The sequence below is a fragment of the Agrobacterium sp. 20P9.1.2 genome (assembly GCF_057799395.1).
This window is the reverse complement of sequence record NZ_JBYOKI010000001.1, coordinates 181,577-207,976: the sequence shown is the minus strand read 5'-3', so window position 1 is coordinate 207,976 and position 26,400 is coordinate 181,577. Positions and strand designations below refer to the sequence as shown.

General features: G+C 57.6%; 28 protein-coding genes. 8 read left to right on the top strand and 20 right to left on the bottom strand.

Going from position 1 to position 26,400, the window contains the following annotated elements; all coding sequences use genetic code 11:
- Nucleotides 1-81 precede the first annotated feature (81 nt).
- The 3 genes from AC27VJ_RS00995 to AC27VJ_RS00985 all read right to left on the bottom strand — a co-directional run bounded on the left by AC27VJ_RS00995 (nucleotide 82) and on the right by AC27VJ_RS00985 (nucleotide 1,806).
- Nucleotides 82-441 carry a hypothetical protein gene (locus AC27VJ_RS00995; protein ID WP_488682465.1) on the bottom strand — a complete coding sequence of 120 codons (360 nt, stop codon included), beginning with the start codon at nucleotides 439-441 and terminating at the stop codon, nucleotides 82-84.
- 91 nt (nucleotides 442-532) lie between these two features.
- Nucleotides 533-1,393: a C40 family peptidase gene (locus AC27VJ_RS00990; protein ID WP_488682464.1), complete on the bottom strand. Its 861-nt coding sequence runs from the start codon at nucleotides 1,391-1,393 to the stop codon at nucleotides 533-535.
- Nucleotides 1,394-1,461: 68 nt separating this feature from the next.
- Nucleotides 1,462-1,806: a MarR family transcriptional regulator gene (locus AC27VJ_RS00985; protein ID WP_113086413.1), complete on the bottom strand. Its 345-nt coding sequence runs from the start codon at nucleotides 1,804-1,806 to the stop codon at nucleotides 1,462-1,464.
- Nucleotides 1,807-1,848: 42 nt separating this feature from the next.
- Between AC27VJ_RS00985 and AC27VJ_RS00980 the strand changes: the two genes are divergently transcribed.
- On the top strand, nucleotides 1,849-2,085 hold the full coding sequence (locus AC27VJ_RS00980; protein ID WP_488682463.1) for a hypothetical protein: 237 nt from the start codon (nucleotides 1,849-1,851) through the stop codon (nucleotides 2,083-2,085).
- A 62-nt stretch (nucleotides 2,086-2,147) separates the two neighbouring features.
- Here the strand turns inward: AC27VJ_RS00980 and AC27VJ_RS00975 are convergent, their stop codons facing one another.
- Entirely contained in the window at nucleotides 2,148-3,254 is a 1,107-nt protein-coding gene (locus tag AC27VJ_RS00975) for a DUF475 domain-containing protein (RefSeq protein ID WP_113086326.1), read from the bottom strand.
- A gap of 436 nt (nucleotides 3,255-3,690) precedes the next feature.
- On the opposite strand from AC27VJ_RS00975, the gene kduD reads away from it, so the two are divergent.
- On the top strand, nucleotides 3,691-4,449 hold the full coding sequence (kduD, locus tag AC27VJ_RS00970) for a 2-dehydro-3-deoxy-D-gluconate 5-dehydrogenase KduD (protein WP_488682462.1): 759 nt from the start codon (nucleotides 3,691-3,693) through the stop codon (nucleotides 4,447-4,449).
- A gap of 9 nt (nucleotides 4,450-4,458) precedes the next feature.
- Here the strand turns inward: kduD and AC27VJ_RS00965 are convergent, their stop codons facing one another.
- Both AC27VJ_RS00965 and AC27VJ_RS00960 read right to left on the bottom strand, forming a co-directional pair.
- Nucleotides 4,459-5,388, bottom strand: a complete 930-nt coding sequence (locus AC27VJ_RS00965; RefSeq protein WP_488682461.1) for a DMT family transporter — start codon at nucleotides 5,386-5,388, stop codon at nucleotides 4,459-4,461.
- Between the two features lie 150 nt (nucleotides 5,389-5,538).
- Entirely contained in the window at nucleotides 5,539-6,420 is an 882-nt protein-coding gene (locus AC27VJ_RS00960) for a LysR family transcriptional regulator (protein ID WP_488682460.1), read from the bottom strand.
- 109 nt (nucleotides 6,421-6,529) lie between these two features.
- On the opposite strand from AC27VJ_RS00960, the gene AC27VJ_RS00955 reads away from it, so the two are divergent.
- Entirely contained in the window at nucleotides 6,530-8,026 is a 1,497-nt protein-coding gene (locus AC27VJ_RS00955; RefSeq protein ID WP_488682459.1) for a CoA-acylating methylmalonate-semialdehyde dehydrogenase, read from the top strand.
- A 53-nt stretch (nucleotides 8,027-8,079) separates the two neighbouring features.
- On the opposite strand, the gene upp is transcribed toward AC27VJ_RS00955, so the two are convergent.
- From upp to cyoA, 8 genes are all read right to left on the bottom strand, one after another.
- On the bottom strand, nucleotides 8,080-8,709 hold the full coding sequence (gene upp / locus AC27VJ_RS00950; RefSeq protein WP_113086320.1) for a uracil phosphoribosyltransferase: 630 nt from the start codon (nucleotides 8,707-8,709) through the stop codon (nucleotides 8,080-8,082).
- Between the two features lie 101 nt (nucleotides 8,710-8,810).
- Nucleotides 8,811-9,800 carry an adenosine deaminase gene (locus AC27VJ_RS00945; RefSeq protein WP_488682458.1) on the bottom strand — a complete coding sequence of 330 codons (990 nt, stop codon included), beginning with the start codon at nucleotides 9,798-9,800 and terminating at the stop codon, nucleotides 8,811-8,813.
- The gene (locus tag AC27VJ_RS00940) at nucleotides 9,797-11,017 is read right to left on the bottom strand and encodes a phosphopentomutase (protein ID WP_488682457.1); all 1,221 of its coding nucleotides are present in this window, start codon (nucleotides 11,015-11,017) and stop codon (nucleotides 9,797-9,799) included. Before AC27VJ_RS00940 ends, AC27VJ_RS00945 begins: the two co-directional genes overlap by 4 nt.
- 84 nt (nucleotides 11,018-11,101) lie before the next feature.
- Nucleotides 11,102-11,893: an SURF1 family protein gene (locus AC27VJ_RS00935; protein ID WP_488682456.1), complete on the bottom strand. Its 792-nt coding sequence runs from the start codon at nucleotides 11,891-11,893 to the stop codon at nucleotides 11,102-11,104.
- A 125-nt stretch (nucleotides 11,894-12,018) separates the two neighbouring features.
- Entirely contained in the window at nucleotides 12,019-12,435 is a 417-nt protein-coding gene (gene cyoD / locus AC27VJ_RS00930; RefSeq protein WP_353578279.1) for a cytochrome o ubiquinol oxidase subunit IV, read from the bottom strand.
- Entirely contained in the window at nucleotides 12,435-13,061 is a 627-nt protein-coding gene (gene cyoC / locus AC27VJ_RS00925) for a cytochrome o ubiquinol oxidase subunit III (protein ID WP_488682455.1), read from the bottom strand. The genes cyoD and cyoC overlap by 1 nt, the downstream gene beginning before the upstream one ends.
- Before the next feature lie 4 nt (nucleotides 13,062-13,065).
- Nucleotides 13,066-15,069 (bottom strand): cytochrome o ubiquinol oxidase subunit I, encoded by a 2,004-nt coding sequence (cyoB, locus tag AC27VJ_RS00920; protein WP_488682454.1) that lies wholly within the window; start codon nucleotides 15,067-15,069, stop codon nucleotides 13,066-13,068.
- Nucleotides 15,070-15,210: 141 nt separating this feature from the next.
- A complete protein-coding gene (gene cyoA / locus AC27VJ_RS00915) occupies nucleotides 15,211-16,299 on the bottom strand; it encodes a ubiquinol oxidase subunit II (protein ID WP_488682453.1) in 1,089 nt (362 codons plus the stop codon).
- Nucleotides 16,300-16,614: 315 nt separating this feature from the next.
- Here cyoA and AC27VJ_RS00910 point away from each other — a divergent pair, with 315 nt between their 5' ends.
- The gene (locus AC27VJ_RS00910) at nucleotides 16,615-17,940 is read left to right on the top strand and encodes an MFS transporter (protein ID WP_353578275.1); all 1,326 of its coding nucleotides are present in this window, start codon (nucleotides 16,615-16,617) and stop codon (nucleotides 17,938-17,940) included.
- A gap of 75 nt (nucleotides 17,941-18,015) precedes the next feature.
- Here the strand turns inward: AC27VJ_RS00910 and AC27VJ_RS00905 are convergent, their stop codons facing one another.
- Nucleotides 18,016-18,597 carry a TadE/TadG family type IV pilus assembly protein gene (locus AC27VJ_RS00905; RefSeq protein ID WP_488682452.1) on the bottom strand — a complete coding sequence of 194 codons (582 nt, stop codon included), beginning with the start codon at nucleotides 18,595-18,597 and terminating at the stop codon, nucleotides 18,016-18,018.
- An 8-nt stretch (nucleotides 18,598-18,605) separates the two neighbouring features.
- Nucleotides 18,606-19,190 (bottom strand): TadE/TadG family type IV pilus assembly protein, encoded by a 585-nt coding sequence (locus AC27VJ_RS00900; RefSeq protein WP_353578273.1) that lies wholly within the window; start codon nucleotides 19,188-19,190, stop codon nucleotides 18,606-18,608.
- A 283-nt stretch (nucleotides 19,191-19,473) separates the two neighbouring features.
- Here AC27VJ_RS00900 and AC27VJ_RS00895 point away from each other — a divergent pair, with 283 nt between their 5' ends.
- Together AC27VJ_RS00895 and AC27VJ_RS00890 are read left to right on the top strand one after the other, a co-directional pair.
- Nucleotides 19,474-20,235 (top strand): FadR/GntR family transcriptional regulator, encoded by a 762-nt coding sequence (locus AC27VJ_RS00895; RefSeq protein WP_488682451.1) that lies wholly within the window; start codon nucleotides 19,474-19,476, stop codon nucleotides 20,233-20,235.
- A 92-nt stretch (nucleotides 20,236-20,327) separates the two neighbouring features.
- Nucleotides 20,328-21,194 (top strand): amidohydrolase family protein, encoded by an 867-nt coding sequence (locus AC27VJ_RS00890; protein ID WP_488682450.1) that lies wholly within the window; start codon nucleotides 20,328-20,330, stop codon nucleotides 21,192-21,194.
- Between the two features lie 64 nt (nucleotides 21,195-21,258).
- Here AC27VJ_RS00890 and fabI read toward each other — a convergent pair whose 3' ends face one another.
- From fabI to fabA, 3 genes are all read right to left on the bottom strand, one after another.
- A complete protein-coding gene (gene fabI, locus AC27VJ_RS00885; protein ID WP_062451527.1) occupies nucleotides 21,259-22,065 on the bottom strand; it encodes an enoyl-ACP reductase FabI in 807 nt (268 codons plus the stop codon).
- 6 nt (nucleotides 22,066-22,071) lie between these two features.
- Nucleotides 22,072-23,295, bottom strand: a complete 1,224-nt coding sequence (fabB, locus tag AC27VJ_RS00880; RefSeq protein ID WP_488682449.1) for a beta-ketoacyl-ACP synthase I — start codon at nucleotides 23,293-23,295, stop codon at nucleotides 22,072-22,074.
- Nucleotides 23,296-23,370: 75 nt separating this feature from the next.
- Complete coding sequence (gene fabA / locus AC27VJ_RS00875) at nucleotides 23,371-23,886, bottom strand: 3-hydroxyacyl-[acyl-carrier-protein] dehydratase FabA (RefSeq protein ID WP_113086307.1); 516 nt, start codon at nucleotides 23,884-23,886, stop codon at nucleotides 23,371-23,373.
- 304 nt (nucleotides 23,887-24,190) lie between these two features.
- On the opposite strand from fabA, the gene irrA reads away from it, so the two are divergent.
- Nucleotides 24,191-24,610, top strand: coding sequence for an iron response transcriptional regulator IrrA (irrA, locus tag AC27VJ_RS00870; RefSeq protein ID WP_353578269.1), 420 nt, complete (start codon nucleotides 24,191-24,193; stop codon nucleotides 24,608-24,610).
- A 60-nt stretch (nucleotides 24,611-24,670) separates the two neighbouring features.
- Here irrA and AC27VJ_RS00865 read toward each other — a convergent pair whose 3' ends face one another.
- Entirely contained in the window at nucleotides 24,671-25,720 is a 1,050-nt protein-coding gene (locus AC27VJ_RS00865) for a Fe(3+) ABC transporter substrate-binding protein (protein ID WP_488682448.1), read from the bottom strand.
- Between the two features lie 175 nt (nucleotides 25,721-25,895).
- Between AC27VJ_RS00865 and rirA the strand changes: the two genes are divergently transcribed.
- Nucleotides 25,896-26,381 carry an iron-responsive transcriptional regulator RirA gene (rirA, locus tag AC27VJ_RS00860; protein ID WP_113086304.1) on the top strand — a complete coding sequence of 162 codons (486 nt, stop codon included), beginning with the start codon at nucleotides 25,896-25,898 and terminating at the stop codon, nucleotides 26,379-26,381.
- Nucleotides 26,382-26,400: the final 19 nt, after the last annotated feature.

Genomic DNA, 26,400 nt, shown 5'->3' with positions numbered 1-26,400 from the left:
TCTGCTCCGGAGACAAAGACTTATCTGATAAAACAGCGGCAAGTCCAGACCGGTTTCAGCAAAGACGGTTCTGGCTGGCCGTTAGAAATCCACCGCAGGTGGGTTGATGCCGGGATACCAGTCCTTCGATGTCGGCACGCGCGTGCCGGTCGTCGTCACACCGGCAGACCCCGTGCAGCGATAACCCTGCACGGCCAGCCCGCGACTGCCAAAAACGTCGCGGTAGGGGCCATCCGAATAGCTCGAAATCACCGGGGCCGAATGGCAGGTGTAACGTTCTTTTGGCTGCAATGTTTTGGGGTCTTTCACACCCGGCAGATTGGCATAGGCATCGGGGGCAGGCAGGTAGCCGTTTTCATAAACGGTCTGTGCCTGACCGGTCGCAGCACAGGAGAGACTGGCGAAAAGGAAAGCCGCGATGCTGATTGCTGGTCGTGCCATTGGGGTGGTCCTGCCGAATGTTCTATCCCTGTTATATAGAACGACAATCGCACCAAAACACCGGATCGATGCAAACGTTTTCGTGAAAACTTCAAGGGCGGCGGTAGGCGGTTGGCATCTCGTAAAGCCAGCCGATGCGCTTGATTGCCTCATCGAGATTTTCCCGCGAGACATTCATCGTGTGGCCATTGGCATGCAGAAGCGTTTCTTCGTCCTCCATGAGGCCGACATGGCCCTTCCAGAACACCAGATCGCCACGGCGCAATTCTGCGCGGGTGATCTCGGTGCCGAGGGAGCGGACCTGCATATCCGTATCACGCAGAACCGACGTGCCCGCCATGGCCATGGAAAGCTGGACCAGACCGGAGCAATCGATGCCAAAGCCCGATCGCCCGCCCCAGAGATAGGGCGTTTCCAGAAAGCAAAGGGCAATGGAAACATAGTCTTCTGCAGACTTCTGCTCCACGCTGAGGCAATGGGCTGCGATAACGCCCTCGCCGTTTTCGGTCATCAGATATTGTGTGCCGCGCGTTTCGGCTTCACCGACAAAACGCATCTGGCTGCCCATGGACAGCGCCGCAACCGGCGGTTTTCTCAGTTCGGCGGCGGGATAGAGGAATGTGCGGGGCGCAATGATGCGATGAGTGGGTGCTACGGTCTCACCGAATGCCGTCTCCGGCAGATACCCGGCATAACCATCCGCATCCGCCTGCACCCAGGCCCAGCCGCTGGCTTTTTCGAACACCCTGATCGTTTCGCCCAGCAGCAATTCCGTATCGATACCGGCGGTCAAATCCGGCTTTGGACGCAGCCCGATGACCGGCACCGTGACCTGTGCCGGTGTTCCCTTGACGAAACGTTCGGCTTCGACCTTGCCCTTGAGTGTCTCATCAGCGAGATCGGCGCGGAAGATGTTGAGGCGGCGGTCGAGTGTGGTGTCCGTAATTGTCATGTCGCTGCGTCCTGCTCGCCTTCATTTCTTTATTCGATGACCGGCATACACCTTTTTGAGGCGGGAGGCTAAGCCCTGCGGGCGTGCTCGATGATCAGATCGCCGAATTTTTCCAGATAAAGCGCACCGGCCACCGTGCGTTTGATGATGACATTGCGGCGGTCACGCTCATCGCGCTCCCGGTCCACCAGCCCCAGCGTGCCCATGCTATCAAGCGCCCGTGTGATGACGGGTTTGGTGACGCCCAGCACGGAGGCTAGTCCTCTAACGGTATGCGGTGGTGGCACGAGATAGATGTGGAGCAGAATTGCCATCTGCCGGGCCGTCAGATCCGGCGCATCTTCCTCGACCTGCGCCAGCACCACGCGGTGCCAGAGGTTCAGCGCCTGGCTTGGCGACAGTTCGACAGACACGTTCCCGGCTCCGTTCGTTTGCAATCCACAAAGGTCATCCGAATGATTTTGGCGCAAATCAATGAACAAAACAAAACCGCCGCCCATGATGTCTGCACCTTGGTGCGCATCGATGTGGCGGCGGTTCTTGCGCTCGTTTTCGAGCTTTGCGTCCCCTCTGGACTTGAAGAGAGACATGCATCAAGCGTGCCAGTTGCGAATTTCAGCGAAAAAGCCCGCAACTCAGGCTCTGGCAAACAAAAAGCTCCGGCGAGGATGTCGCCGGAGCTTATATTTTAAGCGATTTGGTAGCATCGCACAATTCCGCGCCGTTCACTTAGAGATGAACAGCCTGAAAAGCTTTAAATCTCGGCGCCCTGCGCGCCTTCGACTTCCCGTGCCTTCTCCTGCCTGTTGTAGCGAATGGAGGACCACAGCGAGATACCGATAAGCGTTGCGCCGCCCAGACCGGTGATGACTTCCGGAATGTGGACAAGGCTCTGGACATACATGATGACCGAAAGGATGAGGATGGCATAAAACGCGCCATGCTCGAGATAGCGGTATTCCGCCAGCGTTCCCTTTTCGACCAGCATGATGGTCATCGAGCGCACATACATGGCGCCGATGCCAAGACCGATGGCGATGATGAAGAGGTTGGACGTCAGTGCAAAAGCGCCGATGACGCCATCGAAGGAGAAGCTGGCATCCAGTACTTCGAGGTAAAGGAACGCGCCGAAGCCGCCCTTTGCCGCACCTTCCAGCACCTGCTGGCTGCGGTCCAGAATACCGCCCAGAACTTCCACGAGAAGGAAGGTCAACAGACCCCAGATCGCCGAACTGAAGAAGAGAGTGGCTGCTTCAGGACCCAGCGCCGGATCAGCGCTATTGGCGATGATGCGCGAAAAGACCAGCATGACGATCAGCACGAAAGCGATCTCGATGCCCTTGATCGACGAATAGGTCGCGATCTTCTCTTCGAACCAGCGAACCCAGTGCACGTCCTTCTCATGATCGAAGAAGAAGCTAAGGCCGACCATCATCAGGAAGGTGCCACCAAAGGCCGCGATCGGCAGATGCGCGTCCTTCATGATCTGCGCATAACGCTCTGGTTCCGTCGCGGCCATGACCATGGCCGTCCAGGGGCCGACATTGGCCGCGATGACGACGATGAGCAGCGGGAAAACGATACGCATGCCGAAGACGGCGATGAGAATGCCCCAGGTCAAAAAGCGATGCTGCCATTCCGGCGTCATGTCTTTCAGCTTGTTGGCATTGACGATGGCGTTATCGAAGGACAGCGAGATTTCCAGAACCGCGAGAACCGCGCAGATGAAGAAGATCGTCGCGGTGCCGCTGATGGTGCCCGTCATTTCCCAGCCGAGCCAGCCGCCCAGCAGAAGGCCGACGACGGTGACGATGAAGGCCCATTTGAAATAGGTGAGTGAGGATTTTGTTGTCGGTGTCATCACAGGGCTCCCGCGCGGGTTGGGCGAACGGGAAAACGTGGAGCAGGCATGGCGCAAAGTGCACGCATGGAATGCATGGTCAGATTTTTCATGGGTTTAAATCCGCCGGCGTCATAAGCAGGCGGTACCGACATCGCGAGAGCGCCGTAAAACTCTCGCCAGAGGGGCCCGGCACCAAAGTTCAATCTCCAAGCCCGATGTCAGGGGCTGGAATGCCTTTGTAGTCTCGCAACTTTGTGATTTCGTCAAGATCAAAGTTGTTTTTTAGGCACAATCACGACGTTTCATCGCCTTTCCCGTTCGATTTGCAAACAAAAGTTGCGTCGAATCATGTTGTCATATCATTTTAAAAAGAGATACTATTTGTTTCTTGCCCCTGTAATCCGCTTGCGGTAAAGACGGACGCATAACAGTTTCCGACGCATGGAGAAGCGCGATGACGATTTCCTTCGACCTGACCGGCAAGACAGCGATTGTCACGGGTGCCAATACCGGCCTTGGACAGGGCATCGCCACAGCGCTGGCGGGTGCGGGTGCAACGGTTGCGCTGGTCGGTCGGTCTTCCATGACAGAGACGGAGGAGGCGATTACGGCCATTGGCGGCAAGAGCCACAGCATCAAGGCCGATCTTTCCTCAATTGCGCCCGTGGCAGAGGTCATCAGCGAGACAGTGCGCCTTGCTGGCGGCGCCGATATTCTCGTCAACAATGCAGGCATCATCAAGCGCGCCGATTCGCTGGATTTCACCGAAGCCGATTGGGATGCGGTGATGGATGTGAACCTGAAGACGGTCTTCTTTCTCAGCCAGGCCTTTGCCCGTCATCTCGTTGCGGAAAACAAGCCGGGCAAGATCATCAATATTGCTTCGCTTCTGTCGTTTCAGGGCGGGATCCGCATTCCTTCCTACACGGCATCCAAGAGCGGCCTCGCCGGTCTGACCCGGCTTCTGGCCTGTGAATGGGCTGCCAAGGGCATCAACGTCAACGCCATCGGGCCGGGCTATTTCGACACCAACAACACGGAAGCCCTGCGCAACGACCCGGACCGAAACGCGGCGATCCTGGCGCGCATTCCCGCAGGCCATTGGGGCAAGCCGGAAGAGCTTGGCGGAGCAGCGGTGTTTCTGGCCTCCAGCGCTGCCGATTATATTCACGGCACGGTTCTGCCGGTCGATGGCGGTTGGCTGGCCCGTTGATCCGAAAGCTTAGACGAGGTCATCCAGCGGCGGATTGGCGGATTTCGCCTGCCTGCGCTTGAGCGTATTTTCCCGGAAGAAGATATAGAGGCCCGCCAGCACGATGAGACCAGCACCGATGACGATGCTGGACTGCGGCACATCGCCGAAGATCAGCCATCCGAATACCACGGCCCAGAGCAGCAGCGTATATTGCAACGGCGCTACCGTTGCGGCATCGGCCAGCTTCAGCGCGCGGTTGACCAGCACATGCGCCGTCATGGCGACAATGCCCAGCAACGCCAGCAGGGACAGATCGAAGCCGGATTGCAGCGGCACCCAGCCCGCAGGAGTAACGGCGATGGCGACGATACCGGCAAGCGCTGCCCCGACGATCTGCCAGAAGGCCAGAACCGTATCGGGCGTATTCCGCAGCTGACGCCCGGAGAGCATCATGAAGGCAAAAGCCGCACTGCCAAGAATGGAAAACAGAGCCGCTGACGTCAGGGATGCCGAGCTGGGTTTCAGCGCGATCAAGACGCCGACGAAACCAATCGCAATCGCCGTCCAGCGCCGCCAGCCGACCTTTTCGCCCAAGAGAAACGGCGATAGTGCCGCAACATAGATGGGGGCCGCCAGCCAGTAGGTCATGACATCCGCCAAGGGCAGCGCCTTGACCGCGAAATAGAAACAGAAGAGTTCAGCCGTAGAGAAAAACATGCGCGCGGCCTGCAAGCCCGGGCGCTCGACACGCACGACGTTGCTCAAGCCAGCCCTCCATAGAATGGGCGTCAGCACGATAATGGCCGCAACGCTGCGCACCAGAACCACTTGCCCAAGGCTGTAGGTCGACACCAGCCATTTGCCCATGGCGTCGTTCAGCGCAAAGAGAAGCATGCCGAGCAGCATGACAGCCACCCCGAGACCCGTGGGTGAAAGCTGGCGAATGAAATTGGGCATTTTGTTTTTGAACTCCCTAGAAGCCCATGACTCCGCGAGGTCCATTTCCAAGTCAAGCCCAAGGACGCCTCGATCTGTATATGCGCGATGCCTAACCTGCAAAAATTCCGTCAGAAAAAATGAAAGATCGTAAGCTGTCCAGTTACAGCGTTATAGAAAGATCTGCCGTTCGCTGGACACGATATCCTGAAGAAACTGCGCCACGGTTCTGACGCGCGCCAACTGCCGAGCGTTTTCGTGAAAGGCAGTCCAGTAGGATCGGCGGATCGAAACCTCTGGCAATAGCCGCACCAGTTCGTAATGACTGCGAGCAATGTAATCATGCAAAATGCCGATGCCTGCCCCCGAGCGCACGGCCTCCGTCTGGCCGATGGCGCTGGATATTTCGAAACTCGCATCCCAATCACGCAGGATTTCGCCGGTGTAGTTCAGCGATGGCGAGAAGATCAGGTCTTCGACATAACCGATCCGGCGGTGGCTTTTCAGCGCCTCGACCGTCTCGGGCAAGCCGCTTTCTTTTAGGTAGGATTTTGAGGCGTAAAGGCCGAGCGAATAATCGGTGAGTTTGGAGAACACCAGCCTGCCCTGCTCCGGCCTTTCGATCGTTATGGCAATATCTGCTTCACGCTGCGACAGCGAAAAAGAGCGTGGTACCGGCACCAGTTCGATTTTCAGATCAGGGTGCAGCGCCGTCAGGGCGCCAAGGCGCGGGGCCAGAAACGAAACGCCAAACCCATCCGGCGCACCGATCCGCACCGTGCCGCTGATGGCGGCATCACCCCGACCGAGGCTTGCCTGCGCGGCGAGCATTTCCGTTTCCATACGCTCCGCCGAAATCAGGAACCGGCTCCCCTCCTCCGTCAACTCGCAGCCGGTCGTGTTGCGCAGAAAAAGCTGGCATTCGAGTGCGCTTTCCAGCGACGAGACGCGGCGGCTGAGCGTGGCGTGGTTGACGCCGAGCTTTTTAGCGGCTGCCAGAAACTGGCCACTTCTCGCGACGCTCAAGAAAAAACGCACATCATCCCAGTTCATGGCGACCTCGTTATGCCGATTTTTGCACAACGGATGATTATTCCTAGTCATTGATTTGTGCAATTCAAAGCGCAAAGGTGGGAGCATCAAAAAATCAGGAGGAACATCCATGAAGCAGATCGGTCATTTCATCGACGGCAAGCATGTGGCAGGCACTAGCGGTCGCACATCCAATGTCTACAATCCGGCAACCGGCGAAGTGCAGGCAACGCTTTCCCTGGCCAGCGATGCAGAAATTCTGGCCGCTGTTGAAAGCGCCAAGGCCGCACAGCCGAAGTGGGCCGCGACCAACCCGCAGCGCCGCGCCCGCGTTTTCTTCAAATTCGTTGATTTACTGAACCAGAATATGGATGAGCTGGCGGTTCTTCTCTCCAGCGAGCACGGCAAGACGGTCGAGGATTCCAAGGGCGATATCATTCGCGGGCTGGAAGTCTGTGAATTCGTCTGCGGCATTCCGCATCTGGCCAAGGGTGAGTTTACCGAAGGCGCCGGTCCTGCCATCGACATGTACTCCATCCGCCAGCCGGTCGGCATCGGCGCTGGTATCACGCCTTTCAACTTCCCCGGCATGATCCCGATGTGGATGTTTGCTCCCGCGATTGCCTGCGGCAACGCCTTCATCCTCAAGCCATCCGAGCGCGATCCATCGCTACCGATCCGTCTGGCCGAATTGATGATCGAAGCTGGTCTGCCTGCGGGTATTTTGAACGTCATCAATGGTGACAAGAGCGCGGTTGACGGCATTCTGACCAACCCGGATATCGGCGCGATCTCGTTTGTCGGCTCCACGCCCATCGCACGCTATGTTTACGCCACGGCTGCCGCAAACGGCAAGCGCGCGCAGTGCTTCGGCGGTGCCAAGAACCACATGATCATCATGCCAGATGCCGATCTCGATCAGGCCGTCAGCGCCTTGATGGGTGCCGGTTACGGTTCGGCTGGCGAGCGTTGTATGGCCGTTTCGGTCGCCGTTCCCGTGGGTGAAGAGACGGCCAATCGCCTGATCGAAAAGCTCATTCCGCAGATCGAAGCGCTGAAGATCGGCCCTTACACCGATGACAAGGCCGATATGGGTCCGTTGATCACCAAGGAAGCGCAGACACGCGTGAGTGGCCTGATCGACAGTGGCGTTGAGCAAGGTGCAAAGCTTGTCGTTGACGGTCGCAATTTCAAGCTTCAGGGCTATGAGGATGGTTACTTCGTGGGCGGCTGCCTGTTCGACAACGTGACCACCGATATGGACATCTACAAGCAGGAAATCTTCGGACCTGTTCTGTCCGTCGTGCGCGCCAAGAACTACGAGGATGCGCTGGAACTGCCGATGAAGCATGAATATGGCAACGGCGTTGCGATCTTCACCCGCGATGGTGATGCTGCCCGCGACTTCGCCAGCCGCATCAATATCGGCATGATCGGTATCAACGTTCCGATCCCGGTTCCCCTGGCCTATCACTCCTTCGGCGGCTGGAAGGCTTCGAGCTTCGGGGATCTCAACCAGCACGGGACGGATTCGATCAAGTTCTGGACGAAGACCAAGACGGTCACGGCCCGCTGGCCATCCGGCATCAAAAGCGGTGCGGAATTCGTCATGCCAACGATGAAGTAACGCCGACTAAGATACCAAGCGCCCTCAACTCGTTGAGGGCGCTTTTTTATTGTTTATTTCGTTCCGTACATGCGGTCGCCCGCGTCACCGAGACCGGGCATGATGTAGCCCTGTTCGTTCAGGTGGCTGTCAATTGATGCCGTGAAAATCGGCACATCCGGGTGTGCTTCGCGGAAATTCTTGATGCCTTCGGGGGCGGCCAGCAGGCATAGGAAGCGCATGTTCTTCGCGCCCCGTTCCTTCAACTTGTCGACGGCTGCGATGGACGAGTTGCCGGTTGCCAACATCGGATCGACCACGATGATCAGGCGCGCATCGAGATTGTCCGGTGCCTTGAAGAAATATTCGACGGCTTCCAGCGTGTCGTGATCGCGGTACACACCGATATGCGAGACGCGGGCAGACGGCACGAGCTCCAGCATGCCTTCCAGCAGGCCGTTGCCAGCACGCAGGATGGAGGCGAACACCAGCTTCTTGCCTTCAAGAACCGGCGCTTCGATGGTCTGCATCGGCGTTTCGATGGTTTCCATCGTCATTTCCAGATCGCGCGTGACCTCATAGCACAGCAGCGTGGAAATTTCGCGCAGCAGGCGGCGGAAACCGGCTGTGGAAGTTTCCTTCTTGCGCATGATGGTGAGTTTGTGCTGCACGAGGGGATGAGCGATAACGGTGACGCCGTCCATGAAGCTGGCCTTTTCTTTTATCTATGATGTCTCTGTATTTCACCGAATGAGCGGCTTTCGCAAGACCGGAAACGCATTTTGCACCTCCGTTCCCGCTCGATTTATGCCGCTTCAGGCTGCGCATTCAGCCTGGCAAGCAGCGTCGCGCGTGTGTCCTCATCCACGAAAGCAGCCTCCAGCGATGTACGGGTCATGGCATTGATCTCCGCATCGCTAAACCCGAAGGCATGATGGGCGATCTCATATTCCTGCGCCAGCGAGGTGTGGAAGAACGGTGGATCGTCCGAGCTGATGCAGACGCGCACGCCCGCATCACGAAGACGTTTCAGGGGGTGGCTTTCGAAATCCGGGTAGACGTTGAGCGCAATGTTGGAGCCGGGGCAGACCTCCAGCACGGTACCGAGTTCGACCAGCCGCGCGACCACTGCATCGTCTTCGATGGATCGCACGCCATGGCCGATCCGCTGCGGTTTCACAAGATCGAGCGCGTCCGCAACGCTGAAAGCACCGCAGACTTCACCCGCATGAATGGTCAGTCCCAGCCCGGCGTCGCGGGCAATGTCGAAAGCGCGGGCATAATCGGCCACCCGGCCCATGCGCTCTTCACCTGCCATGTTGAAGCCGGTGATCAGCGGGTGCTTGACCCGTGCTGCATATTCCGCGGCGGCAATCACGCTTTCCGGGCCAAAATGACGCTCGCCGGTGACGATGATGCGCGCTTCGATGCCGGTCTTTTCCTTGGCCGCCGCAATGCCTGCAGCGATACCGGAGAGATAGGCATCCGCACCCAGACCAATGCGGTCGCCGTGATCGGGCGAAATGATGAGTTCGCTGTAGATGGTGTTTTCGCCAGCCAGTTCAGTCAGGTAGGTCTCAGTGAGAAGCGCGTAGTCTTCTTCGGTCTTGAAGACCTGGGCCACGGCGTCATAGCAGCGAATGAATTCGGCAAAATCCGTCCAGATATAAGCGCCATCGCGCAGGAAGCTGCTGCTGTCTACGCCGTATTTCTGTGCCTGCTGTGCCACCAATGCAGGCGGGGCTGCACCTTCCAGATGGCAGTGGATTTCTGCTTTCAACAAATGTGACGTCACATGAAACTCCTGCCGTGGCGGCCGGTTGGTATGCTGAGATGGGAGGCGATGCTCTCGCCGATATCGGCAAAGGATGAGCGGATGCCGATATTGCGTTCACGAATGCCGGGTCCGAAGGCCATGATCGGCACGCGCTCGCGGGTGTGGTCCGTGCCGCGCCATGTCGGGTCGCAGCCATGGTCTGCGGTGAGAATGGCGATATCACCCGGCTGCATCTTGCGGTGAATTTCCGGCAGGCGGGCGTCGAAGGCTTCAAGTGCTGCGGCATAGCCGGCGACATCGCGGCGATGGCCGTAGATCATGTCGAAATCGACGAAATTGGTGAAGACGAGATCGCCGTTTTCGGCCTCTTCCATCGCCTGCAATGTTGCATCCATCAGCGCGTCATTGCCATTGGCCTTGATCACGCGGGAAATGCCCTGATGTGCATAGATATCGCCGATCTTGCCGATGGCCAGCACCTTACGGTTCATCTCCACCAGACGATCAAGCAAAGTTGGCTCTGGCGGCAAAACGGAAAAATCGCGGCGGTTGCCGGTTCTCTCGAATGTGGTCACGGTTTCGCCGGTGAAGGGACGAGCAATGACGCGGCCAATATTCAGGGGATCGACCAGCTTGCGTACCGTCTGGCAAAAAGCGATCAGACGCTCCAGCCCGAAATGCGTCTCATGCGCTGCGATCTGGAACACCGAATCCGAGGACGTGTAGCAGATGGGTTTGCCGGTGCGGATGTGCTCCGCCCCGAAACGCGCAATGATCTCGGTGCCGGATGCGTGGCAATTGCCGAGAATGCCGGGCACCTCGCCCTGCTCGCAAATGGCTTCGACCAGTTCAGGAGAGAAAGCATCGCCCTCGGTCGGGAAATAACCCCAATCGAACCGCACCGGCGTACCTGCGATTTCCCAATGGCCTGACGGCGTATCCTTGCCCTTCGACACCTCATTGGCGCAGCCATGGATGCCATAGATGCGTTCGGGCGGCTCCATGCCAGCCGGTGTTTCGCCGCTCGAGAGATGGGCGATGTTCAAAAGCCCAAGCGCCGACATGTTCGGCAGTTTCAGCGGGCCGGAGCGCAGGCCTGCGCGATCAGCAGCACCGGCAGCGCAGAATTCGGCAATATGGCCAAGCGTGTTGGAGCCGAGATCGCCATATTGCTCGGCATCCGGCGCGCCACCGACACCGAAGGAATCCAGAACGAGAAGAAAGGCCCGTGCCATGCGTCACCCAAAAAGCGCGGCGCAGAGGCCGCGATAACAAACGAGTGATATAATCACCGCGAGAGAAAAGGTGAAACGCTTTCTTTAAGTACTCTCTTGAACGCCTGTGGCCTCGTTCTTGCTGGCTATCTTCGGCGCATTGAGGTTTCGCGTGACGTACCAGCCCGCAACCACCACCATGCCCGCCAGAATGTACCATGTGATGGCATAGGACAGGTGGTTGTTGGGGAAAGTCAACATGGTCTTGCCACCGATGGGGAGGCCGCCCGGATTGGGCGTTGCGTCTGCATCCACGTAGAACGGCGCGGCATTTGCGATCTGCTTGGTCTCGGCGATCTGGGCAATATTGCGGGAATACCAGCGATTGTTCTGCGGATCGTTGGTGCGCAGAAAGAGCCCACCCGTCTCCGGAGCACGCATCAAGCCGACAACATCGATACGCCCTTCGACCTCACCTTGGGGACGTGCGGAAGGTTCGCGCTTGTCGGTGGGGACGAAACCGCGGTTGACGATGACGGAGGAGCCATCGTCGCGCTGCAGCGGCGTTAGCACCCAGTATCCGGGTCCGAGGTCAGAGACGGTATAGACCTGAACCTCATCCTGATGGTGGAAGGTGCCGGACAGGTGGACGCGGCGATATTCGTATTGCGATGGCTCGGTTAGTGACGGCCACTCGCTGGCCACAGGCGCTTCCACGGGGGCGGCGTGGGCGCGTTCCTCGGCGTTGGCAATCAGTTCACGCTTCCACGCCAGACGGTTCACCTGCCATGTGCCCAGCGCCAGCAGGCAGCCGGTCAGCACAACAGTCATGAAGATGACGACGATGGCCGCAGGGCGGATGCCCTTGCGTGGCTTGGTTTCATTTTGAATGGTCATCGGAGCTTTCCCGCTCAACAGAAAACCCCATGAATCCGCTCTCCGATTCATGGGGTTTTGTGTCTCTCGGAGAAGAGCGGCCCGCTTTTTTTGCGCGGGCCACTAGGTCGTTGCAACGGTGCCGCTTACGGCATGTTGCGCATCTGCTCCATGGTCATGGTCGGCATCATGTTCTTGTTCATGTTGTACATGACCCAGAGCGAGCCAACGAGCGTGATCATGACCACGACGAGCGTGAACAGCAGCGACATGAAGGTCCAGCCGCCCTGCGACTTGGTGTTCATGTGCAGGAAGTAGATCATGTGCACGAAAACCTGGATCACACCGAAGATCATGATGACGATGACGGTGGTGGTGCGGTTGTCGATGACATCACCCATGACCAGCCAGAACGGAATAGCCGTCAGGATGACCGAGAGGATGAAGCCGATCATGTAGCTCTTGAAGGAGCCGTGATCTTCGCCGCTATCGTGGTGGTGATCGTGACCATGGTCATGTGCATGAGCGTGATCGTGGCTATGGTCGTGTGTGTTTGCACTCATCACAGAACTCCAACCAGATAGACAAAGGAAAAGACGCCGATCCAGATCACGTCGAGGAAGTGCCAGAACATGGAGAGGCACGTCAGGCGGCGCATGTTTTCAGCGTGCAGGCCGAACTTCTTGACCTGCACCATGAGCGTCACCAGCCAGATCACGCCGAAGGTGACGTGAAGACCGTGGGTGCCGACCAGCGCAAAGAAGGCCGAAAGGAAGGCCGAACGCTGCGGTGTCGCGCCTTCTTCGATCAGGTGATGGAATTCGTAGAGTTCCAGCCCGAGAAAGGCGAGGCCGAACAGGCCGGTGATGGCGAGCCAGACCAGCGTCGTGTTCACGTTCTTCTTGCCGGCCTCCAGCATGGCAAAGCCATAGGTGATGGAGGAGAGCAGCAGGAAGGCGGTGTTGATCGCCACCAGCTTCAGATCGAACAGATCCGCGCCGGAAGGACCGGCCGCATAGCTGCGGCCGACGACGGCATAGGTTGCAAAGAGCGTTGCGAAGATAAGGCAGTCGCTCATCAGATACAGCCAGAAACCGATGGATGTACCGTTTTCCGGGTGGTGGTCTTCCTTCAGGTAGAAGACCGGCTTTTCTGCGCCGTTGGCGCTCTGGGCAGGTGCTTGAGACATTCTTTTACGCCTGATTTGCCAGCAGCTTCGTACGTTCTGCTTCGACTTCCGTCACATCCGAAACCGGGATGTAATAGTCGCGATTGTAGTTGAAGGTGTGGGCGATGGAGACCGCGATGATCGCAACCATCGAAACGATTGCCAGCCACCAGATGTGCCACACCAGTGCAAAGCCGAGGACGACGCTGATCGCACTGATGACGACGCCCGTGCCAGTATTCTTCGGCATGTGGATGGGGATGAAACCATCGACCGGACGTTCTGCATTGTGCTTCTTCATATGCGCCCAGGCATCGATTTCATGCACGACCGGCGTGAAAGCGAAGTTGTAGGCAGGCGGCGGCGAAGACGTCGACCATTCCAGTGTACGACCGCCATAGGGATCGCCGGTGACATCGCGCAGCTCTTCGCGTCGCAGGAAGCTGACGACGAGCTGGATGATGAAGGAGGCAATGCCGAGTGCGATGAGGAATGCACCGAAGGCCGCAACAATGAACCAGATTTGCAGCGAGGTGTCTTCGAACTGGCTGAGACGGCGGGTTACACCCATCAGGCCGAGAATATAGAGCGGCATGAATGCGAAGTAGAAGCCGATGAACCAGAACCAGAAGGACAGCTTGCCCCAGAACGGATCGAGACGGTAGCCGAAGGCTTTCGGGAACCAGTAGGCGATACCGGCCAGAACACCAAAGACCACGCCGCCGATGATCGTGTTGTGGAAGTGGGCGATCAGGAACAGCGAGTTGTGCAGCACGAAGTCAGCCGGAGGAACGGCGAGCAGAACGCCCGTCATACCACCGATGACGAAGGTGATCATGAAGCCGATGGCCCACAACATGGGGACGTCGAACTTGATGCGGCCCTTATACATGGTGAAGAGCCAGTTGAAGATCTTCGCACCCGTCGGAATCGAGATGATCATGGTCGTGATGCCGAAGAAGGCATTGACGCTGGCACCAGAGCCCATGGTGAAGAAGTGGTGCAGCCATACGACGTAAGCGAGAATGGTGATGACCACCGTCGCATAGACCATCGAAGCATAACCGAAGAGACGCTTGTTGGAGAAGGTCGATACGATTTCGGAGAAGATACCGAAAGCAGGCAGCACGAGAATGTAGACTTCCGGGTGACCCCAGATCCAGATGAGGTTGACATACATCATCGGGTTGCCGCCGAGATCGTTGGTGAAGAAGTTCGTACCAACGTAACGGTCAAGCGTCAGAAGCGCGAGTGTGCCGGTCAGGATCGGGAAGGAAGCCACGATCAGGATGTTGGAACACAGCGATGTCCAGACGAAGATCGGCAGGCGCATCATTGTCATGCCAGGAGCGCGCATCTTGATGATGGTGACGATCAGGTTGATACCCGACAGCGTCGTTCCCACACCGGCGATCTGCAAACCCCAGATATAATAGTCGACGCCGACACTCGGACTTCCCTGAATGCCTGACAGCGGCGGATAGGCCAGCCAGCCGGTCTGGGCATATTCACCGATGAACAGCGAGATCATGGTGATGACGGCACCAGCCGTGGTCATCCAGAAGGAGAAGTTGTTGAGGAACGGGAAGGACACGTCACGCGCGCCGATCTGCAGCGGAATGATGTAGTTCATCAGACCGGTGATCATCGGCATTGCCATGAAGAAGATCATGATCACGCCGTGGGCGGTGAAAATCTGGTCGTAGTGATGCGGGTTGAGATAACCTTCAGAACCGCCTGAGGAAATGGCCTGCTGGAGGCGCATCATGATGGCGTCGGCAAAGCCGCGCAGCAGCATGACGAGGGCCAGAATGATATACATGATACCGATCTTCTTGTGATCGATAGACGTAAACCATTCCTTCCAGAGATAACCCCAGAGCCGGAAATAGGTGAGCGCACCGAGCACGGCTGCGCCACCAAGGGCCACAACCGCGAAGGTCACGATCAGAATTGGCTCATGAATGGGGATGGATTCCCACGTCAGCTTCCCGAAAAGAAACGACGTTTGATCGGTATTGACGACCATTTTAGCCTCTTGCGATTTTTGGAGCGCCGTTCGTCCATTTGGACGAACAGAAACACCCCACGTAATTGAATCTACGGACCGGACGGACCGGCACGCTCAGAGCGGCGCGAACCTCGCGCGGCCCACATGCAATTCATTTCTTCAGCCAGCGCTCTTGCCAGCGGACGACACGGCAGCCTTCGTATCTGGCAGAGCTGCCGGCTCGAATGTCTGGCCTTCGATGGCCGCTGGCACAGACTGCGGGCCGGACGCTACGCCGTAAGGCGAAAGCGGCGTGCAGACCACGGAGTTCAGAGCCTTGGCGATATCGATGCCTTCCTTGCCGCCGCCGCCATTGGCGTCGATGTGCATCATGTCACGCATGCAAAGCTTGTTGGGCTCCACACAACGGTTGAGGATCGCGTCGTAAAGCTCCGGATCGACATTGGCGAAATACTGCACGGGCTCGCGTTCGCTCGGCTTTGCGAATTCGAGATATTCCATGCGGCCGAAGCCTTTGCCACCATCCTTGGCCTTGGCAACCCACTGGTCGAAGCCTTGCTGGCTCATACCATGGAACTTGAAGCGCATATGCGAGAAGCCGGGGCCGGAGAAGTTGGCCGAGAAGCCGTCATAGACGCCTTCCTTGTTGATGACCGCGTGCAGCTTGGTCTGCATGCCGCCCATGGCGTAGATCTGGCCGGCCAGCGCAGGCACGAAGAACGAGTTCATGGCCGTGGTACCGGTGATCTTGAAGTTGATCGGCACATCGACCGGTGCTGCGAATTCATTGACGCTGCCAATGCCCAGCTCCGGGTAGAAGAACAGCCACTTCCAGTCCATGGCCACCACTTCAACGGTGATCGGCTTCATGTCGGCAGTGACCTGACGCTCTTCATCGATGCGCTCGATTGGACGGTATGGGTCCAGACGGTGCGTCGAAATCCAGGTCACAGTGCCGAGCATCAGGATGATGGCAACAGGCGCGGACCAGATGACCATTTCGAGGCGCGTGGAATGGTGCCATTCAGGATCGTAATCCTCCGCCTTGGCGGATTCTCTGTACTTCCACGCAAAGAACAGCGTGAGAGCCAGAACCGGAACGATGATGAGGAGCATCAAGACCGTGGAGGTGATGATGAGATCGCGCTGCTGGACGGCGATATCACCCGAAGGATTCATCACGACGAGGTCACAGCCGCTCAAAAGCAGCAGCGACGAAATGGCCAGGAGGGCGGAGGGTATTTTCATAAGCGTGCGCACGTTTTGGGACTCGTACTGTTTTGGGTATTGTGGCGTATACTTATCAAACGTCATAAATGACATGAGGTAGTTTGTCGCGGTGCAACATAACTTTCAGACCGCAATCATTGCGGCGCATGAAAAGACATCTGAATGTAGAAAGTGACGCATTATCTCATAGGATGCCGCATGGGCAACCCCTTACAAGCAATCTTCATTTGACGGCCTTGAACCCCTGTGTGACAATCCGCCGCATGTGATGTGAACGGATGAGGAGCCGTGAGCGTTACACACATGGCTTGCCCATACGCAGGAGGGAATTTTATGAGCTACACGGATACGGCCTCTTATAAAGACCATAACGGAACGAACGGCCAGCCGACAACGCCTGTCGCTGTCGATCCCGATCGCATCACGATCGCGGTCATCCTGGCCAGAATGACGGAATTTTTCGACTTCTTCGTTTATGCCATCGCATCGGCGCTGGTCTTCCCTCACGTCTTCTTCTCGTTTGTCGATCCTCTCACGGCAACGCTCTATTCCTTCGCCGTTTTCTCGCTCGCCTTCATCGCCCGTCCGATTGGCTCACTCCTGTTTTTGCAGATCGACCGCAAGTTCGGACGCGCCGTCAAATTGACCGCAGCGCTGTTCACCCTCTGTGGATCGACCATGGCGATCAGCTTCCTGCCGTCCTATGACGACGCAGGAATGCTCGCGCCGATCCTGCTCGCCGTCTTCCGTATTGGACAGGGCGTTGGCCTTGGCGGTGCATGGGATGGTCTCGTTTCGCTTCTGGCCATGAATGCGCCGGAAAGACAGCGCGGCTGGTATGCGATGATGCCGCAGCTGGGTGCCGCCATGGGCTTTGGTCTGGCCAGCGCCTTCTTCATCATCTTCACCACGCAGCTGTCCAACCCGGAATTCCTGGCCTGGGGCTGGCGCTTCCCGTTCTTCGTGGCCCTGGCGCTCAATGTTCTGGCGCTGTTTGCCCGCCTGCGCATGATCGTGACGCCCGAATTTCAGACCATGCTGCAACAGCATGAGCTGGAACCCAAGCCGATGTTCCAGATGCTGCGCAACCAGTCCCGCGTCGTTGTGACCGGTGCTTTCGTGCCGCTGGCGAGCTTTGCGCTCTTCCACCTCGTCACCGTGTTTCCGCTCAGCTGGGTATCGCTCAATACCAATCAGCGAGTGTCCGACTTCCTGTTCGTGCAGTTCGTCAGCGCCATCATCGCAGGCGGCATGATCGTCGTTTCGGGTGTCTTGTCGGACAAGATCGGTCGTCGCAAGCTGATCGGCATTGCCGCCGCACTGATCGCGATCTTCAGCTTCATTGCCCCTATCCTTCTGGCATCGGGCGATATTGGTCGCTACCTTTTCGTCCTGATCGGCTTCGCTCTGCTCGGCCTTTCCTTCGGCCAGTCCGGTGGGGCGCTCGCGTCCCGCTTCAGCCGCGAATATCGCTATACCGGTGCGTCTTTGACGTCGGATATCTCATGGCTGATCGGTGCGGGTTTTGCGCCGCTGGTCGCGCTCGGCTTCTCGTCGAAATTCGGCCTGTTTGCGGTGGGGATTTATCTTCTCTCCGGCGCGCTCTGCACCATCGTTGCACTGTATTTCAGCCGGACGCTGGATATGCCGTCCGAATAAGACACGTCGAAACCAAAAACGCCGCGGAATCAGATCGATCCCGCGGCGTTTTCATGTCTGGATGTCTGTTGCGGCTCAGCAATCGCCGCAGGTGATCGGGTCGGCTTCACGCTTGGCGAAGTAATAGTCGCGACCGATGGTGATCGGCCTGATCGATGTTGAGACCGATGACATGAACATCAACAGCGTGTGCGGTATCGTCAACTCCGCATGCACCAGAAACGCGTTGGGCTGACGCAGATTATCGGGAATGTTGACGATGGAATTGACCGCATAAGGCCGCTTGTCGTCCTGATCCCAAGACCAGCTGATCTTCGCGATCTTGTTGGCATCTACCTGAATGCCACTGATCTTCAATGTCAGGCCGGTGGTGGCATAGGGCACGAAAATCCCCGCGGCGACATCTTCCATCGTGTTGAGAAAGGCCTTGTTGACGGTCTGCGGCTGCGAGGCCAGATCGGCGATGGCGCCCGCTGCACGGGTCGCGCGCTTATAGACGCTAAAACCGATCGTCAGCTCGAAAGCGGTGATGTAAAGCGCCAGCAGCAACGGAAAGATAATAGCGAACTCGACAGCGCCAACGCCCTGCTTGTCCTGCTTCAGCCGTTTGAAGGTCTGCCCCAATGCGCGCAGGGCGCGTTTTGACTGTGTCATCATCGGCACGCTCACTGATAGGCCTCATTGCGGAAGGCGTCCGTCGCAACGATCAGAAAATGGGAGGGCATGGAACCATCCCTTGGGCGGATTTTGGTGAGGTATGGACGGACCAGATCGGTGATGACCGGCCAGCGATAATAGACCCGCAGCATATTGATGGAGATGGGACCGCCCGGTGAAAATCCGAAGGCCGAGGAATCCAGATCGTAATATTCCCCGTTCGGCACCAGCGGTATGGTTTTGGGAATGGCAGCGAAGGTGCCGAATTGCCGAAGATCGATATAGAGCTGTTTGGGCGTCTTGATCTCTTCTGCCGAGCAGGTGATCAGGATAGAGACCTCGGCACAGAACTGCTTTCTGAACTCTTCCTGCGTGATCGTGCTGGCGATTTGCCCCGTGCGCAGCTTGCGCGCCATGGTGTCTGTCGCATTCGTCACCAGCTGCTCGGCCATCATTGCCAGAAAGGTTTCGATGATGGCGAAAACGACGACGAAGTAGGGAATGGCCAGAATGGCGAATTCTATGGCTGCCGTGCCATCACGCGAGCGCGCAAACCGCCGGGCCAGTGGGAATTTGGAAACCAGTGATCGCATCGAGCTTTTTCAATCTTCATGACGGGAAAGCATGTCTGCCCGAAAGCTTTTATGCGATACAATTATATGGCGGCTTCGTTTACATTTTCTTTCGTGAAAATATCGCATTTCCTGTATTGGAACGATTCCTTGCATTCCCGGCCAGGATACCGGAGATCATATCAGTGAATGCCGGAAATAATATAAATATTGCCTATTTTGCTGAATTACTGGATATTTGCAGAATATAAACGATAACGAAGACAGCCCGCATAGCGATGTCTCAAATTGCCTGGAGTGAATATTGGCCAGCTTCAATGAAACCGTCGAAGGCGGCGCGAAAGAAAATTCCTCTATCGGTCGCGCTGGCGGCTCGCTTGTCAGCCAGACGGCAGATGCCCTGCGTCAGGCCATCCTATCCGGCGTCTACAAGCCTGGCGACAAGCTGCCCAGCGAAGCGGGCCTGACGGAGCTTTACAAGGTCAGCCGTACTGTTGTCCGTGAGGCGGTCGCTGCCTTGCGTGCCGACAAGCTGGTCGAAGCGCGCCATGGTGCCGGTATTTTCGTGCTGACGCTACCCACGCAACAGCCACAGCCATTTCAGGATGTCGACCACGACCGCATTTCCTCCATCATCGAACTTCTGGAATTGCGTGCCGCCGTGGAAACCGAAGCGGCGGAACTTGCCGCCGTGCGCAGGTCGCCGGCACAGGAAGAGGCGATCATCCGTTGCCTCTCCGCCGTTCAGGACTGCATCGAGAACGGCAAGCCGACCGCCGAAGCCGATTTCAAGCTTCACCTTGCCATTGCCGATGCGACCAATAATCCGCGTTTCCGCGAGTTTCTGGAAGTGATGGGCCAGAATGTCATTCCGCGCGCAGCCCTTCGCTCGTCGCAATCCGAAAAAGCCGCAGCGTCTTATCTGCAGCAGCTTCAAAAAGAGCATGACGCCATCGCCCACGCCATTTCAGACGGCGATGCCGCTGCTGCTCGCGAAGCCATGCGCCAGCATCTGAAGGGAAGCCAGCAGCGTTACCGCGCCATGCTGCGTCAGGTGGAACGCTAAGGCCTTATACCCGCGAAAGCACGTCTATGCGTCGCAGGAGGACGCATGGCGCTTTCCGTATCAAGCAGGGCCATGATGCCCGGAGGAACCTCATGACACTGACACGAACATTCGAGGGCAGACAGCCGCGCATCGCTATGCCCAAGGGCGCCATCGACACGCAAATGCACATGTATCTGCCCGAATTTCCGGGGCTGGCCGGTGGCCCACCCGTGCCCGAGGGCACGCCGCGACCGGATGAATATCGTCGCCTGATGACTTGGATCGGCATCGACCGCGTCGTCATCACCCAGGGCAATGCCCACCAGCGCGACAATGGCAATCTGATCGCCTGCCTGCGTGCCATGGGCAGTGTCGCCAAGGGTGTCGCAGTCGTCACCCGCGAGACACCGCTGGATGAATTGCAGGAACTGATCGAGGTCGGCGTCGTCGGCGTGCGCATTATGGACCTGCCGGGCGGCGCAGTCGATCTAACCCATCTGGAAGAGGTCGACAGCATTGCCCAGGAACTCGGCTGGTGCATTGCCGTCCAGTTCGACGGCTCCCACATTCTCGATCACGAGGAACGCCTGTCGGCCATCAAGAGCCGCTGGATTTTCGACCATCACGGCAAGTTCTTCGCAGGCGTGACGCCGGATAGCCCACAGATCGCAGCGTTAAAGCGGCTCATCGACAAGGGCAATTGCTGGTTCAAATTTGCAGGCTGCTACGAATCCAGCCGTTCCGGCGGACCCGATTTCGAAGACATCGCCGCCATCGCCCGCGTGATTGCCGAATACGCCCCGGACCGCATCATCTGGGGCACCAACTGGCCACACAACAATGCCAAGATCACCGCGGAATATCCTGACGATGCCGACCTGCTGGACACGGTCCTGTCATGGCTGCCATCGGAGGAAGCCCGCCACAAGGCGTTGGTGACGAACCCGGAAGAACTCTTCGGTTTCGACCCGGTCTGAGTGGAAAGCAGATAACAAAAAGCCCGGCATGACCGGGCTTTTTTCATTGTGTCAGGGCTTCGCCTTACTCGCTGTCGGCGTTGTAAAGCACTTCCAGCGTCGGGATCGAAGTGATGTTGAAGCCGCCATCGACATAGTGACATTCACCGGTCACGCCACGCGACAGGTTGGACAGCAGGTACAGCGCGGAGCCACCGATATCCTCGATGTCAGGCGTGCGGCGCATAGGTGCATTCTTCTGGTTCCAGGAGAAAATCGCGCGCGCATCCGAGATTCCAGCGCCCGCCAGCGTGCGAACCGGACCGGCGGAAATGGCGTTGACGCGAATGCCCTTCGGACCGTAATCGGCAGCGAGGTAGCGCACGGAGGCTTCGAGAGCCGCCTTGGCCACGCCCATCACGTTATAGTTGGGAATGACGCGCTGGGAGCCATTATAGGTCAGCGTCAGCATGGAGCCACCATTGGTCATCAGTTCGGCAGCCCGCTTGGCGATTTCCGTAAAGGAGAAGCAGGAAATGACCATGGTGCGGCTGAAGTTTGCCCGCGTCGTATCCGCGTAAAGACCCTTCAGCTCGTTCTTGTCGGAAAAGCCGATGGCGTGGACGACGAAATCCAGCGAACCCCAGCGCTCACGCACGGCATCAAACAGGGCATCCACCGAGGCGATATCCTCGACGTCGCAGGGAACGATGAAGTCGGAGCCGAGTTCTGCGGCCAGCGGCTTCACACGCTTGCCCAGAGCCTCACCCTGATAGGTAAAGGCAAGCTCCGCGCCCTGGGCGGCCAGCGCCTTGGAAATGCCCCAGGCGATGGAGTGGTTGTTTGCGACACCCATGATGAGGCCGCGTTTTCCCTGCATGATGCCATTCATGGGCAATTATCCGTTGTAGCGCTGGAAGACGAGCGTAGCGTTGGTGCCGCCGAAGCCGAAGGAGTTGGACAGAACCGTATCGATCTTGGCATTGTCGATGCGCTTGCGAACGATGTTCACGCCTTCGAATTCAGGATCGAGCGTTTCGATATGCGCGCTCTCGCCGATGAAACGTTCCTGCATCATCAAAAGGCCATAGATGGATTCCTGCACACCGGCAGCGCCGAGCGAGTGACCCGTCAGCGACTTGGTGGACTGGACATGCGGAATGTTGGCGCCGAACACTTCACGGATCGCGCCGATTTCCTTGCTGTCGCCAACAGGTGTGGAGGTGCCGTGGGTGTTGATGTAATCGACGTCACCCTTCACGGTCGCTAAGGCCTGACGCATGCAGCGGATCGCGCCCTCACCCGATGGCGCGACCATGTCGTAACCATCTGATGTTGCGCCGTAACCGACGATTTCCGCGTAAATCTTTGCGCCGCGTGCCTTTGCATGTTCCAGCTCTTCCAGAACCAGAACGCCAGCACCACCAGCGATGACGAAGCCGTCGCGGTTGGCGTCATAGGCGCGAGAGGCGACGGATGGCGTCTCGTTATATTTGGAAGACATCGCACCCATGGCGTCGAACAGGTTCGACATGGACCAGTCGAGGTCCTCATGGCCACCCGCAAACATCACATCCTGCTTGCCCCACTGGATCATTTCCGCCGCGTTGCCGATGCAATGCGCAGAGGTCGAGCAGGCCGACGAGATGGAGTAGTTGACGCCGTGAATCTTGAACCATGTGGCAAGCGTGGCGGACGCGGTCGAAGACATGGCCTTCGGCACGGCGAACGGGCCGATGCGCTTGGGGCTGTTGTTCTTCAGCGTGATATCCGATGCCTCAACGATGGTGCGGGTGGACGGACCACCCGAACCCATGATGATGCCGGTGCGCTCATTGCCGCTGATGACGCTTTCTTCCAGACCGGAATCGGCAATCGCCTGCTTCATGGCAACGTGGTTCCATGCGCCGCCCTGAGACAGGAACCGCATGGCGCGACGGTCGACCAGATCGGTCGGGTCGAGCGATGGCTTGCCCCAGACCTGGCACTTGAAGCCATGTTCGGCAAAATCCGGTGAGAACGAGATTCCCGACTTCGCATCTCTTAGGGACGCCGTAACCTCTGCGGCATCGCTGCCGATCGATGAAACAATACCGAGGCCGGTGACTACAACTCTTCTCATAAAGTTGACCTTTTCTTTGTTTGCCGACTGACGTGTCTGTTCTGGGCGGAAACCGCCACGCACAAACGTCAGGGGTCAGGCGGTCTTTTCTTTCGACAGGCCGACACGCAGGTCCGACGCTTGATAAATGGTTTCGCCATCGGCCTTCAGCCAGCCGTCGGCGGTGCCGAGAACGAGGCGACCGCGCATGACGCGCTTGAAATCGATGCCGTATTGAAGAAGCTTTGTTTCCGGGCGAACCATGCCCTTGAATTTGACTTCGCCCGTAGAGAGCGCCATGCCGCGACCGGGCTCACCCAGCCAGCCGAGGAAAAAGCCGGTCAGCTGCCACATACCGTCGAGACCGAGGCAGCCGGGCATGATGGGGTTGCCTTGAAAATGGCATGGGAAATACCAGTCGTCCGGAGACACATCATATTCCGCGCGGATGAAACCCTTGTCGTGGGCGCCGCCGGTTTCGGAAATTTCAGTGATGCGGTGAACCATGAGCATAGGAGGCAGAGGAAGCTGCGCATTGCCGGGGCCGAAGAGTTCGCCACGTCCACATGCCAGAATTTCCTCGTAATTGTAGCTCGATTGCCTCGTTGCCATATTGCTTCCGTTTCCCCGTTGACCAGTTGTTGAACGACTTCTGTAGAGCAAGTTAGGTTCAAAATGAAGCGCCACAAGGGCAGCTTGCATATCCGGCCACGTCTCGCTCTTTTCAGAGGCCTCGTCTAAACATGGCGCCCGCATACAGGAAGCGAAAGGCCGGAACCAGAGGAAATTTGCAAAAACCGCCGCTTTGCAGCCAATTGCCGCGCTTGGCCAGCGGAAACTATTGAAAGCACTGCGCGTAAAAGTTATATGCTTTCTAAATTGGGTTTATTTTACCGGTTTTTGGGGCCGAATGAGCATGGCATTTGACGCCACACTGGATATCGGAACACGGCTGCGCCGCTTTGGCCTGCGGCCAACACGTCAGCGCGTGGCACTGGGCGATCTTCTGTTCGCCAAGGGTGACCGCCATCTGACGGTTGAAGAGCTGCATGACGAAGCCGTGAGCGCTGGCGTGCCGATTTCGCTGGCAACCGTTTACAACACGCTGCACCAGTTCACCGAAGCCGGGCTGATCCGCGTTCTGGCTGTCGAAGGTGCCAAGACCTATTTCGACACCAATGTGTCGGATCACCATCACTTTTTTGTCGAAGGTGAGAACGAGGTTCTGGATATTCCGGTCAACAATCTGCAGATCGACAACCTGCCGGAACCACCCGAGGGCATGGAAATTGCCCATGTGGACGTGGTCATCCGCCTGCGCCGCAAGCGCGGCTGATCCCGCGCCGAGTGCCGCTTCGAAGACGGCACTCATATTATCCTTCAAGCTTAGCCGATATCAGTTCGACGGACCGTCGTTGAAGCCGACCTCGTCCACCAGTTCGGAGGCCTGCCTGCGGTGGGCCGCAATCTCTGTCAACGACAGCGTGTCCGGCTTGATCGGCCCGAAATTCTTGACCACGTCAGATGTCTGCGCGCCGGGAAGAACCGGATATTCGAAAACCTGCTTGGCATAGATTTCCTGCGCCTCGCCGGACGCCAGGAATTCCATCAGCTTGAGGGCGTTGTCCTTATTGGGCGCATATTTCGTCATCGCAACGCCGGAAATATTGACGTGTGTGCCACGGTCATTGGCATTGGGGAAGATGACCCGCACGGAACTGCCCCAGACCTTCTCTTCCGGCTCCTGCTCATTGGTCAGCATCAGGCCGACGTAATAGGTGTTGCCCAGCGCGATATCGCATTCCCCAGAATAGATGGATTTGGCCTGACTGCGGTCGGTGCCATCGGGCTTGCGCGCCAGATTGTTCTTCAGCGCGGTCAGCCATGTGCGGGTATAATCCACGCCATGATGGGCAATCATCGAGGCGAACAGCGCGATATTATAGGAGTGCTGGCCATCACGAATGCAGATTTTGCCCTTCCATTTCGGGTCGGCAAGCTCCTCATAGGTGATGTCTTTCTGGCTGACACGATCCTTGGACGCATAGACCACGCGCCCGCGCGTCGTCAGACCAAACCACTCGCCTTCAGGGTCACGCAAATTGGCCGGGATGTCCTTTTCGATCACCGGATCGTTCAGGACCGGCTGGGTGACCTTGCCTTCCTTGGCTTCGACCAGCCGGGCAATATCAACGGTCAGCAGAATATCGGCTGGGGAATTGACGCCTTCGGCCTGAATACGCTCCACCAGACCCTTGTCCAGAAACAGCACATTGGTTTCGATGCCGGTCTCCTTGGTGAAGGCGTCCAGCAATGGCTGGATCAGTTCCGGCTGGCGGTAGGAGTAGACATTGACCTCACCACCCGCAAAAGCTGTGGACATTCCGCCACTGGCAACCGATGTCGCAGCCGCAATCGCACAAATCACGGATTTCATGCTTGCCATGGGAAATGCCTCCGATAAGTTGGATTCTTGAGTTGTTTGTTCATGAATCGAATGAGCGGTCAACAGGGCAAATGTGAGATGGAAAAATCCGTTAAAGAATTTTTCATTTCTGGAATTGTTCTAAACTGAAAAAGCAACTATATAACTCCACAATTACCGGAGTTAGGAGATCAGCATGCGTTTGACCAAACAGACCAACTATGCCGTCCGCATGTTGATGTATTGCGCTGCCAACGACGGCCACCTCAGCCGAATTCCAGAAATCGCGAAAGCCTATGGCGTTTCCGAACTGTTCCTGTTCAAAATTCTCCAGCCGCTGAACAAGGCTGGCCTGGTTGAAACCGTGCGCGGTCGCAATGGCGGCGTGAAGCTCGGCAAGCCTGCGGACAAGATCAGCCTGTTCGACGTGGTCAAGGTGACCGAAGATAGCTTCGCCATGGCGGAATGTTTCGAAGACGGTGCTGTGGAGTGTCCACTGGTCGATAGCTGCGGCCTCAACTCCGCCCTTCGCAAGGCGCTCAACGCGTTCTTCGACGTGCTGACGCAATATTCCATCGACGACCTCGTCAAGGCACGCCCGCAGATCAGCTTCCTGCTGGGTCTGGAAGACACGATGGCAAAGCGCCGCCCTGTTGCAGCCGTGGCCGCACCTGCCGCCTGAGTATGACGGCATGACGATT

Bases quoted from the DNA above. Each gene is read 5' to 3' on its own strand.
- AC27VJ_RS00900 (WP_353578273.1), bottom strand. From the start codon at position 19,190: ATGCGATCACTGGTTTCCAAATTCCCACTGGCCCGGCGGTTTGCGCGC.
- fabA (WP_113086307.1), bottom strand. From the start codon at position 23,886: ATGGCAACGAGGCAATCGAGCTACAATTACGAGGAAATTCTGGCATGT.
- rirA (WP_113086304.1), top strand. From the start codon at position 25,896: ATGCGTTTGACCAAACAGACCAACTATGCCGTCCGCATGTTGATGTAT.
- AC27VJ_RS00980 (WP_488682463.1), top strand. From the start codon at position 1,849: ATGATTTTGGCGCAAATCAATGAACAAAACAAAACCGCCGCCCATGAT.
- AC27VJ_RS00890 (WP_488682450.1), top strand. From the start codon at position 20,328: ATGACACTGACACGAACATTCGAGGGCAGACAGCCGCGCATCGCTATG.
- upp (WP_113086320.1), bottom strand. From the start codon at position 8,709: ATGGACGGCGTCACCGTTATCGCTCATCCCCTCGTGCAGCACAAACTC.
- AC27VJ_RS00965 (WP_488682461.1), bottom strand. From the start codon at position 5,388: ATGCCCAATTTCATTCGCCAGCTTTCACCCACGGGTCTCGGGGTGGCT.
- AC27VJ_RS00935 (WP_488682456.1), bottom strand. From the start codon at position 11,893: ATGACCATTCAAAATGAAACCAAGCCACGCAAGGGCATCCGCCCTGCG.
- cyoC (WP_488682455.1), bottom strand. From the start codon at position 13,061: ATGTCTCAAGCACCTGCCCAGAGCGCCAACGGCGCAGAAAAGCCGGTC.
- fabI (WP_062451527.1), bottom strand. From the start codon at position 22,065: ATGAATGGCATCATGCAGGGAAAACGCGGCCTCATCATGGGTGTCGCA.
- fabB (WP_488682449.1), bottom strand. From the start codon at position 23,295: ATGAGAAGAGTTGTAGTCACCGGCCTCGGTATTGTTTCATCGATCGGC.
- cyoA (WP_488682453.1), bottom strand. From the start codon at position 16,299: ATGAAAATACCCTCCGCCCTCCTGGCCATTTCGTCGCTGCTGCTTTTG.
- AC27VJ_RS00995 (WP_488682465.1), bottom strand. From the start codon at position 441: ATGGCACGACCAGCAATCAGCATCGCGGCTTTCCTTTTCGCCAGTCTC.
- AC27VJ_RS00960 (WP_488682460.1), bottom strand. From the start codon at position 6,420: ATGAACTGGGATGATGTGCGTTTTTTCTTGAGCGTCGCGAGAAGTGGC.
- kduD (WP_488682462.1), top strand. From the start codon at position 3,691: ATGACGATTTCCTTCGACCTGACCGGCAAGACAGCGATTGTCACGGGT.
- irrA (WP_353578269.1), top strand. From the start codon at position 24,191: ATGGCATTTGACGCCACACTGGATATCGGAACACGGCTGCGCCGCTTT.
- AC27VJ_RS00955 (WP_488682459.1), top strand. From the start codon at position 6,530: ATGAAGCAGATCGGTCATTTCATCGACGGCAAGCATGTGGCAGGCACT.
- AC27VJ_RS00865 (WP_488682448.1), bottom strand. From the start codon at position 25,720: ATGGCAAGCATGAAATCCGTGATTTGTGCGATTGCGGCTGCGACATCG.
- cyoB (WP_488682454.1), bottom strand. From the start codon at position 15,069: ATGGTCGTCAATACCGATCAAACGTCGTTTCTTTTCGGGAAGCTGACG.
- AC27VJ_RS00975 (WP_113086326.1), bottom strand. From the start codon at position 3,254: ATGACACCGACAACAAAATCCTCACTCACCTATTTCAAATGGGCCTTC.
- AC27VJ_RS00905 (WP_488682452.1), bottom strand. From the start codon at position 18,597: ATGATGACACAGTCAAAACGCGCCCTGCGCGCATTGGGGCAGACCTTC.
- AC27VJ_RS00990 (WP_488682464.1), bottom strand. From the start codon at position 1,393: ATGACAATTACGGACACCACACTCGACCGCCGCCTCAACATCTTCCGC.
- AC27VJ_RS00910 (WP_353578275.1), top strand. From the start codon at position 16,615: ATGAGCTACACGGATACGGCCTCTTATAAAGACCATAACGGAACGAAC.
- cyoD (WP_353578279.1), bottom strand. From the start codon at position 12,435: ATGAGTGCAAACACACACGACCATAGCCACGATCACGCTCATGCACAT.
- AC27VJ_RS00940 (WP_488682457.1), bottom strand. From the start codon at position 11,017: ATGGCACGGGCCTTTCTTCTCGTTCTGGATTCCTTCGGTGTCGGTGGC.